The organism is Parvibaculum sp. (assembly GCF_002684405.1).
Taxonomy (GTDB): Bacteria; Pseudomonadota; Alphaproteobacteria; order Parvibaculales; family Parvibaculaceae; genus Parvibaculum.
In genome coordinates this window covers 1-9,046 of record NZ_NYVD01000120.1, presented here as the reverse complement: position 1 = coordinate 9,046, position 9,046 = coordinate 1, and the positions used below count along the sequence as shown (strand labels likewise).

The window sequence follows — 9,046 nt, the reverse complement described above, 5'->3', positions numbered from 1 at the left end:
CATCGCCATCGGAGCGCGGATCGGACGCGGCTTCAAAACGCCCATCCGGCGAGAGCGTCACCATGCCCGCATGACCCATCATGTCGTTCATCGGCGCAACCAGTTCGACGTCATGTCCCGCCGCCTTCAGCGCATCGACCAGGGCGGGGTCGAAATCGCTTTCGAGCTTGAGGGTAATGGATTGCGCGCCCCATGTGCGGCCCAGCAGCCAGCGCGGGGCGGCAATCGCCTCCCCGGGATCGCGACCGAACAGCACATGCCGCGTGAAGATCGCCGCCTGTGTTTGCGGTTGCCCCTCACCACCCATGGTGCCGTAGACCATCTGCCGTCCGTCATCGAGCCTCGCCATGGCGGGGTTCAACGTATGGAAGGGCTTTTTGCCCGGCACCAGCGCATTGAGCCGTTTTTCATCCAGCGCGAAGCCGATGCCCCGGTTCTGGAAAAGGACGCCGGTCGACGGCGATACGATACCGGCGCCGAACTCCCAATAGATCGACTGGATGTAACTTGCCATGCGCCCTTCCGCATCGATCACGCCCATCCAGATCGTATCGCCGGGCTCTGCGACATGCGGCCAGGGCGCGGCCCGGTGGCAGTCCACGTCGTCGGCCATACGGTCGAGTTCGTCCCCGGCAATCAGCGACGCGGGATCGCATGTCATGAAAGCCGGGTCGCAGACCTGCGCATCGCGCATGCGGAAGGCCTGTTTGGTCGCTTCGACGAGCCCGTGAATATGCGCAAAGCTTTCGCCATCGCGCACATTCAGCCGGTCGAATATGCCAAGGATGGCAAGCGAGGCGATACCTTGCGTGGGCGGCGGCATGTTGAAGACCGTGCCGCAGGAAAGCCTCGTCGAGAGCGGCTCCACATATCTCGCGGCATAACCGGCCAGATCGCCCGCCCGGAGCGGCGACCCCGCCTCTTTCAGATCCTGCGCCAGCACGGCGCCGATCTCTCCCTCATAGAAGTCGCGCAGGCCCGCTTTGCCGAGGCGATCGAGCGTATCGGCCAGTGCCGGCTGGCGCAGCCTCGTACCGCGCGACGGCACCTTGCCGTCTGCGAGGAAGGTTTGCGCAAAGCCGGGCACGTCCTTCAATTCGTCGAATTTCTCCGCCGTCAGCCGCTCCTGGCTTTCGCTGACCGCCACGCCGTCGCGCGCGAAGAAAGCGGCAGGCTCGAGCAATCGCGAAAGGGGAAGTTTGCCACCCCAGCCCTGCGCCATGCGATGCGCCTTTTCCCAGCCGGATATGGCACCGGGTACCGTCAGCGCGGCAAGGCCACCACGCGGGGGAATGGCTTCCGTCGCGCCCCGGTCACAATAGAAGTCGATGCTTGCCGCCGCCGCGGCGGGGCCGCAGGCCTCGATCCCGACGGGCGCCGCACCGGGCGCGGCGAGCAGCCAGAAACCGTCGCCCCCCAGATGGTTCATATGCGGGTAGACAGCGGCAATCGCCGCGGCGGCGGCAAGCATCGCTTCGGCGGCATTGCCGCCTTCCGCCAGCACATCACGGGCGGCGGCAGCGGCGAGATGATGAGGGGCTACCGCCATACCGCGATAGCTCATCCGGGTTGCAGGCATTCTCGATATCCTGTGATCGCTTGAGGGTGACGGCTTCCCCCCGATAGAAAGAAGCGCATAAATTCAACATGCATATTTTTTATGCATCATATTGCCGGAGAGCTGTTCAACAGCCCTGCAGGAAAGAACGATTTTCACCCGCTTCACTTCTCTTTTTCTGTTTTATGTAACAAAAACATAGGCCTCTGATCCGCGAGGTGGATTCGGCATATGAATTGCAGAATTCCTGTCTTGTATACAATTTTATGCAGTCTTGCATAGCCCCCGGCGAAGCGCAGCAGGATCGATTGTCCATGACGGCCGCGCCTCGCTCTCGCCCGCTTCTGGAAGACATCGCCGATGCCTCGCAATCCGCCCGACCCCGCTCAGGTCATTCCCGTCATCGATCTTGTCGGCAGTTTTTCTCCGTCGCTCGATGAGCGCATGAAAGTCGCGCGCGAAGCCAACATTGCCTGTCGCGACATCGGGTTCTTCTATGTCCGCAATCACGGCGTGCCCGACGACGCGATCCGGGCAGCACGGGAGGTTGCGCGTCAGTTTTTCGACCTGCCGGACGAGCGGAAGATGCAACTCGTCTGCGGCCATGGCTTCGGCTACGACCCGCCCGGCAAACAGGCACTCGAACCCGGTACGCCGCCGGACCTGAAGGACAGTTTCCTCATGGTGGCGCCGCCGCAGAAACGGGCGGACGATGTGCCATGGCCCGACGAGTTGCCGGCCTTCCGCTGGAAACTCGAGGCCTATCAGGCGCATCTGCAGACACTCGGACAACATCTCATGCGCTGCATCGCGCTGTCTCTCGACCTCCCGGAGGATTATTTCGACGAGGCGTGCGAAGCGCCCAATTGCGCCATCCCCGTGCTGCATTATCCGCCGCGTCCGCCGGGAGCTCTTTCAAACCAGATCGGCGCGGGCGCACACACGGATTGGGGCGCGATCACCATGCTGCATCAGGACGAGATCGGCGGCCTTGAAGTTCTGAACGCCGATGGCGAATGGATCGAGGCGACACCGATTGAGGGCACCTTCGTCATCAATCTTGGGGACCTGATCCGCCGCTGGACGAACGACCGCTACCGCTCGACGACGCACAGGGTCGTCCACAACGCAGCCGACCGGCCCCGCTTTTCCATGGCGGCGTTTTTCAGCCCGCGAGACGACTATCCGGTGCGCTGCCTGCCGACCTGCCGCGAAGAAGGAGAAGCGCCCCACTATCCGGCCTGTTCCGTCGACGAGCACTTCCAGGAAATGATGCGCCGAAGCTACGAGATCACAGTTTAGTGCGATGCAAGTAATGCGTAGGAAGAACGGTTTTTGCGTCGCTTCGCCAATGCGGAGCCAGAGAATATGAACACTATCGAAGCGATGCCCCCGGAGAGCGCTTCCGACACCGGATCGCCGACGGGGACATCTCCCCGTTCGCTCATCTCCATAAAATCCGTCAGCAAGGTCTATCCGAACGGCACGGAGGCGGTGCGGAAAGTCAGCCTGGAGGTCCCGGGCCGGCCGCAATTCATCAGCCTTCTGGGCCCGTCCGGTTGCGGCAAGAGCACGCTGCTGCGCATGATTTCCGGCCTCGAAAGGCATACGGGCGGCGGGATCGACTGGCCGACCACCCCCTATGACTCCAAGGGCCGCCCGCTTGCGGAAATCGGTTTTGTCTTTCAGGAACCGACGCTCATGCCCTGGGCGAGCGTGTTCGACAATGTTTATCTTCCGCTGCGCCTCAAGAAACACAAGAAGGCGGTCGTCCGCGATCAGGTCATGGATGCGTTGCGCATGGTCGGGCTGGAAAAATTCGCCGACAGCTATCCGCGAGAACTTTCGGGCGGAATGAAGATGCGCGTCTCCATCGCACGCGCACTGGCAACTCGGCCGAAGGTCCTGCTCATGGATGAGCCCTTCGCCGCGCTCGACGAGATCACGCGCCTTAAGCTCAACAACGACCTGCTGTCCCTATGGGAGAAGCAACGCCTGACGGTGATCTTCGTCACGCACAGCGTTTTCGAATCCGCCTACCTCTCGGATCGCATCATCGTCATGGCGGCACGGCCGGGCCGCGTCATCGCCGATATCGGCATCGACGCGCCTTACCCGCGGACCGAGGCTTACAGGACCTCATCCGCCTACAATGAGTACTGCAAAGAAGTATCCGGGCTGCTGAAGCAGGCCATGGCCGGCGTTGAGGACGAACACTGATGGACGCAATGGAACAACTCGCGGCACCAGAGCCCGAGGACGATGCAGAGACACCGGTAGCGGCAAATGGGGATCGGATACGAGCCGTCGTCCACAATGTCGCGTTCCAGATGGCCCCCGTCATTTTCGGTTGTCTTCTCCTTGCCGTCTGGGAGATTCTGGTTCGGATCAATCACGTTCCGCCCTATATCTTGCCCGGCCCCCTGCTGATCGCGGAAACGCTCTACAAGGATTTCGGCACCCTTTTCCCCAGCCTTCTCATCACATTCAGGATCACGGTCGTGGCCTTTGCCATGGCTGCGATCGGCGGTCTCCTGCTGGGGATGCTGTTTGCGAGTTCGCGCTGGATTGAGCGCAGCCTGTTTCCCTATGCGGTGGTTCTTCAGGTGACGCCCATCGTGGCGATCGCGCCACTCATCATTATCTGGGCAAAAGATACACAGCTTGCCTTGCTCATCTGCGCCTGGCTCGTCGCCTTCTTCCCCGTGGTGTCGAATACCGCCGTCGGCCTCAACAGCACGGACCGCAACCTCACCCAGCTCTTCCACCTTTACGGTGCCAGCAAGTTCCAAACCATGTGGATGCTCAAGCTGCCCGCCTCCATGCCCTATTATCTGGCCGGGCTGCGCATCGCAGGCGGGCTCGCCCTGATCGGCGCCGTCGTTGCCGAATTCGTCGCCGGCACGGGCGGCACGCAATCGGGTCTCGCCTATCGCATTCTGGAAGCCGGCTACCGCCTGCAGATTCCGCGCATGTTCGCCGCCCTGGTTCTCATCTCGCTTACCGGCGTTCTCATCTTTGCTGCGCTGTCTCTTCTCTCACGCCTCATCCTCCGCAAGTGGCATGAGAGCGCGGCTGGCGGACACTGACGATCTTAAGTCGATAGTACTCTCTTCAACAGACCCGCTAGGGCCGTCCGTTTGAATGATCGGGCACATCGTAACTGTCGCGGTCACCCGGCGACGGCCAGATCAGCAAGCGAAAGCAGAAGGCACGAAATGAAGCGCGCCGCCCAACGGAAATTCATCCGACCAAACACCGCCATGCAGGGCTAGTTTCCGGATTTTCCCGAATGTGTAGGAAAGTGGTGCCCAGGGGCGGCTCACTTGATCAATCTAACTAACTGAAATCATTAACTTATTTATCACTCGCGTACCCAACACCATAATTCTCGCCAACATTTTCCATGTGGTTTGACGTACTGCAGTGTTCAGTGTCGTGGGTTGGCAGTTCCTAGTGCGAGTCGGGGCGATTTGTTGTTTGCTGATGCGGACACTAATGAATGCCTTCCGACCTGGCGATTGATGGCCTCCCCTAGCAGAAGAATGACCGCCATATTGCTCGGTAAGGCATCCATATTTTGTGCAAGGAACGAGAGCCTCGAACGGATATGCACCTCATCTGCACGGCCCGCATTCCCGACGATCAAGACATTCGTCTCCCCCGACCAGCCTGCCGCTAGAAATCCTTCCCGAATTTTCGGCACAGCCTTGCGCGCCATATAAATTGCGCCTGTCACTTCCGGATCGCAGAGGCCCAGTGCGACAGGATCGAAATCGCCAGCGCCTTCCGTATGCCCGGTGACGAACTGAACGCGGCGGGAAGAGCCGCGCAAGGTCAGCGATATGCCGGACGATGCCGCCGCAGCAGATGCCGCGGTGATGCCGGGAACGACCTCATAGCTCACCCCCGCTTCTGACAGAGCCTCAGTCTCCTCGGCAAGACGGCCAAATACCGCCGGGTCGCCGCCTTTGAGTCGAACGACGCGGTAACCGCGCAACGCTAACCTGACCAGCAGAGCGTTGATACGGCTTTGCGGCATGGAGTGCCTGCCCGCCCTCTTGCCGACACTTAAGAGACGCCCTTCCGGCGCAACAAGATCGAGTATCTCCCGCGGCACAAGGGCATCGTGCAAAACGACCTCGGCAGACTGAAGCCTTTGCAAGGCACGGAGCGTCAGCAATTCAGGATCGCCCGGTCCGGCACCGACAAAGGAAACCTGCGCCTCGCTTCGACGGTTCGCGTTCATGCCGCTTCCTCTCTCTGCCGTTCGTCGATCAGCTTTCGGATATCGGCCCGGCACGATCCGCAATTCGTGCCCGCGCCCGTGCATTCGCCCACTTCCTTCACATTGGTGAGAGCGTGTTCGGCAATGGCATCGACAATCGTGTCGGCGCGCACGCCCATGCATGCGCACACCACGGGCCCCTGCCCGACGCCGCTTGCGGGCCTGCCGGAAAGAAGCGCGCGCCGCGTTTCATCGTCAAGGATATCGGCGGCAAGCAAACCGGCGAGCCAGTCGCGCGCAGGCAGGCAGACATCTCGCGATACGAGAAGACAGCATTCGAGCCTACCCTGCCGCAGGCGCGCCTGCCTGAAGCTGCCGCGCCGCCCGTCCCGCATTTCGATCTCTTCGTCATCGGCGGCGGAAGAACCTGCGAGCACACCGAGTTCGGGAATCCTCTCCTCGCCGAATAACCCCGCCAGTTCATAGAGATAGCCATCCTGGACCTTCCGCCGGGCCCAGTAGTCAAATCCCGATGCGTCGATTTCATGCCGCGTGAGGCAGAACGCTTGCCATAGCGGTTCCAGTGGCGAGAGACGCACAGGCGTGTTCTTGAAAGCAGGCTGGCCGGACAGCGGGTCTGTGAGCGCGTGGACGAGGCGCCCTACCGTGCCGGCAGCGCTGTTCATATCCGACCAGTGGATCGGCATGAAGAGAGCGCCCCGGCGCCCTTCGGGTATAATACGCGCGCGGGTAATCGCGTCTCCCTGCCCGGTTTCCAGACGAACGAGATGACCTTCGCCGATATTGCGCGCGCGGGCATCGTCAGGGTGGATTTCAACAAAGGGCTCGGGCTCATTTGCGCTCAGCGTCACAGACAGGCCGGTCCGCGTCATGGTGTGCCATTGGTCGCGCAGGCGGCCACTATTCAGCACAAGCGGGAAAGCTGGATCGCCCGACACCACCTGCGACGAGGCACCGACGAATTTCGCCTTGCCGCCAGCTGCCGGGAATACGCCGTCGCCAAAAAGACGCGCGGCGCCAGCGCCATCAGCCCCTAGCGGCCATTGCACCGGTCGCAGCGCTTCGTATTCATCGTCGGAGATGCCAGCCAGCGCGCCAATGTCGAACACGCGGCTACCATCGTTTTCGAATGCCGACAGTGCGGCGTGCTCACGGAAGATATCCGCGGCGTTTTCATAGGGAAACGCATCTTCAAAGCCCAGGCGGCGCGCCAGCTGAGTTACGATCCACCAGTCGGGCTGCGCCTCGCCCGGCAGGTCCAGAAAGGCGCGCTGGCGCGAAATACGCCGTTCGGAATTCGTCACCGTGCCGTCTTTCTCGCCCCAAGCGGCGGCAGGCAACAGCATATCTGCATAGGCGCCGGTGTCGGTGCCTTCCACGCAATCCGACAGCACGACGAAATCGCATCGCTCCAGCGCCGCGCGAACGCGGTTCGAATTGGGCAAGCTCACCGCCGGATTTGTCGCCATGATCCAGACGGCCTTGATCTTGCCATCTGCCATGGCATCGAACATATCGACGGCCTTGCGGCCGGGTTTTCTCGTGAGCCGGTCGGTTTTCCAAAAGCGGGAAAGCAGATTGCACGCTTCGTTGGAAAATTCCAGATGGGCGGCAAGCTGCCCGGCAAGCCCTCCCACTTCGCGCCCGCCCATCGCATTGGGCTGGCCGGTCATCGAAGAGGGGCCCATGCCGGGCCTGCCGATACGGCCTGTCAGCAAGTGACAATTGATGATGGCGTTGACCTGATCAACGCCCTTCTCCGATTGATTAATGCCCTGCGAAAAAAGCGTTATCGTTCGTTCCGTCTCCGCAAACCAGCGGATGAACGTCTCCAGATCTTCCGGGGCAATACCGCAGGCCACTGAGGTTTCCGCGACCGTGGGCGCTCCGGCAGATATCACATCCAAAGCGTTCTGAAGCTCTTCAGTATGGTTTTCGACGAAGGCGTGATCCATTGCACCGCGCGCGTGCAGCTCACGCAGAAGAATATTGAAGAGGTCGAGGTCTGCGCCCGGTGCAATCGCAAGATGCAGATCGGCATCATCGCAGGTTGCCGTGCGGCGCGGGTCGATCACCACGATGCGTGTTCCCCGCTCTTCCCGGGATTCCAGCAGGCGGCGGTAGAGGATCGGGTGGCACCAGGCCGTATTGGAGCCGACCAGCACGACGAGGTCTGCCTGCTCGAAGTCCTCGTAACAGCCGGGCACGATATCTTCGCCGAAGGCGCGTTTGTGCCCTGCCACTGCAGATGACATGCAGAGGCGCGAATTCGTGTCGATATTGCCGCTGCCGATGAAGCCCTTCATCAGCTTGTTGGCGACGTAATAGTCTTCGGTGAGGAGCTGCCCGGAGACATAAAAGGCAACCGCATCCGGCCCGTGGCGTTCGATCGTCTCGGAAAAGCGCTTTGCCATTTCGCCGAGCGCTTCGTCCCAGCCAACGCGTTTGCCATCAAAACGGGGGTGGAGAAGCCGGCGTTCCAGACCGATCGTCTCGCCAAGCATGCTACCCTTGGAACAAAGACGCCCGCGATTTGCCGGATGAGAGACGTCTCCCGCAATCACCGCTTGCCGCGCGGCAGTGCCCTGCACAGAGACTCCGCAGCCGACGCCGCAATAGGGACAGGTTGTTTTGGTCGGTACGCTATTCTTCATTGTCGTTCGTCTGCTGCGAGCAATTTCCCCGTCTATTCAGCGGCGGCAACCGCCATGGATGACGCGTCCATAAGGATGCGCTCGCCATCCAGCTTCAGGTCGAACGTGCGCACGGCTCCCTCATCGGCGCCGAGCGCTTCACCCGTCTCCAGGGAGATCACCCAATTGTGCAAGGGACAGGTCACGCCGGTTCCATGAACGATGCCCTGGCTCAAGGGCCCGTCCTTATGCGGGCACCGGTCCTCGATGGCATAAACCTCGTCCGCGGCGGTTCTGAAAACAGCGATGCGGCCCAAAGGCGTTCTCACGCAGCGCGCGCCGCGAAGGGGGATATCCGAAAGGGTGCCGATCTCTATCCAGTTGCTCATCTCGTTCACTCCGCCGCCCGGGGAAATCCGATATCGGCCATAGCGCGGAACTCATGCTTGTCCTTGCCGGATACGCGTTCCGACCATGGATCGACCTGGGCGAATTTCTGGGAGAAGACGAAGCGGTCGAAATAGGCCTTGCGCCGCTCATCGTCCTCCATGATCTGGCGGCGAACCTCGTCATAGCCGATGCGTTTTGCCCATTTGTAGATGCGTT

At 61.2% G+C, this 9,046-nt stretch carries 8 protein-coding genes; 3 read left to right on the top strand and 5 right to left on the bottom strand.

What is annotated here, in order from left to right; all coding sequences use genetic code 11:
• On the bottom strand, positions 1-1,579 hold a 1,579-nt coding region (locus CMI59_RS11380), incomplete at its 3' end, for a gamma-glutamyltransferase (RefSeq protein WP_293328373.1).
• A 339-nt stretch (positions 1,580-1,918) separates the two neighbouring features.
• Between CMI59_RS11380 and CMI59_RS11375 the strand changes: the two genes are divergently transcribed.
• The 3 genes from CMI59_RS11375 to CMI59_RS11365 all read left to right on the top strand — a co-directional run bounded on the left by CMI59_RS11375 (position 1,919) and on the right by CMI59_RS11365 (position 4,647).
• Positions 1,919-2,860, top strand: coding sequence for a 2-oxoglutarate and iron-dependent oxygenase domain-containing protein (locus tag CMI59_RS11375; RefSeq protein WP_293328372.1), 942 nt, complete (start codon positions 1,919-1,921; stop codon positions 2,858-2,860).
• 84 nt (positions 2,861-2,944) lie between these two features.
• Positions 2,945-3,778: an ABC transporter ATP-binding protein gene (locus CMI59_RS11370; RefSeq protein WP_293328375.1), complete on the top strand. Its 834-nt coding sequence runs from the start codon at positions 2,945-2,947 to the stop codon at positions 3,776-3,778.
• A gap of 110 nt (positions 3,779-3,888) precedes the next feature.
• Positions 3,889-4,647 (top strand): ABC transporter permease, encoded by a 759-nt coding sequence (locus CMI59_RS11365; RefSeq protein WP_293328374.1) that lies wholly within the window; start codon positions 3,889-3,891, stop codon positions 4,645-4,647.
• A 341-nt stretch (positions 4,648-4,988) separates the two neighbouring features.
• Here CMI59_RS11365 and cobA read toward each other — a convergent pair whose 3' ends face one another.
• From cobA to CMI59_RS11345, 4 genes are all read right to left on the bottom strand, one after another.
• A complete protein-coding gene (cobA, locus tag CMI59_RS11360; RefSeq protein ID WP_293328371.1) occupies positions 4,989-5,807 on the bottom strand; it encodes a uroporphyrinogen-III C-methyltransferase in 819 nt (272 codons plus the stop codon).
• Positions 5,804-8,461 (bottom strand): nitrate reductase, encoded by a 2,658-nt coding sequence (locus CMI59_RS11355; protein ID WP_293328370.1) that lies wholly within the window; start codon positions 8,459-8,461, stop codon positions 5,804-5,806. The genes cobA and CMI59_RS11355 overlap by 4 nt, the downstream gene beginning before the upstream one ends.
• 32 nt (positions 8,462-8,493) lie before the next feature.
• On the bottom strand, positions 8,494-8,829 hold the full coding sequence (gene nirD / locus CMI59_RS11350) for a nitrite reductase small subunit NirD (RefSeq protein WP_293328369.1): 336 nt from the start codon (positions 8,827-8,829) through the stop codon (positions 8,494-8,496).
• Between the two features lie 5 nt (positions 8,830-8,834).
• Positions 8,835-9,046, bottom strand: a 212-nt coding sequence (locus CMI59_RS11345; RefSeq protein WP_293328368.1) for a hypothetical protein, incomplete at its 5' end; no start/stop codon positions are given.

Coding starts and splice junctions, on each gene's coding strand:
- CMI59_RS11355 (WP_293328370.1), bottom strand. CDS start 8,461: ATGAAGAATAGCGTACCGACCAAAACAACCTGTCCCTATTGCGGCGTC.
- CMI59_RS11365 (WP_293328374.1), top strand. CDS start 3,889: ATGGCCCCCGTCATTTTCGGTTGTCTTCTCCTTGCCGTCTGGGAGATT.
- CMI59_RS11375 (WP_293328372.1), top strand. CDS start 1,919: ATGCCTCGCAATCCGCCCGACCCCGCTCAGGTCATTCCCGTCATCGAT.
- nirD (WP_293328369.1), bottom strand. CDS start 8,829: ATGAGCAACTGGATAGAGATCGGCACCCTTTCGGATATCCCCCTTCGC.
- CMI59_RS11370 (WP_293328375.1), top strand. CDS start 2,945: ATGCCCCCGGAGAGCGCTTCCGACACCGGATCGCCGACGGGGACATCT.
- cobA (WP_293328371.1), bottom strand. CDS start 5,807: ATGAACGCGAACCGTCGAAGCGAGGCGCAGGTTTCCTTTGTCGGTGCC.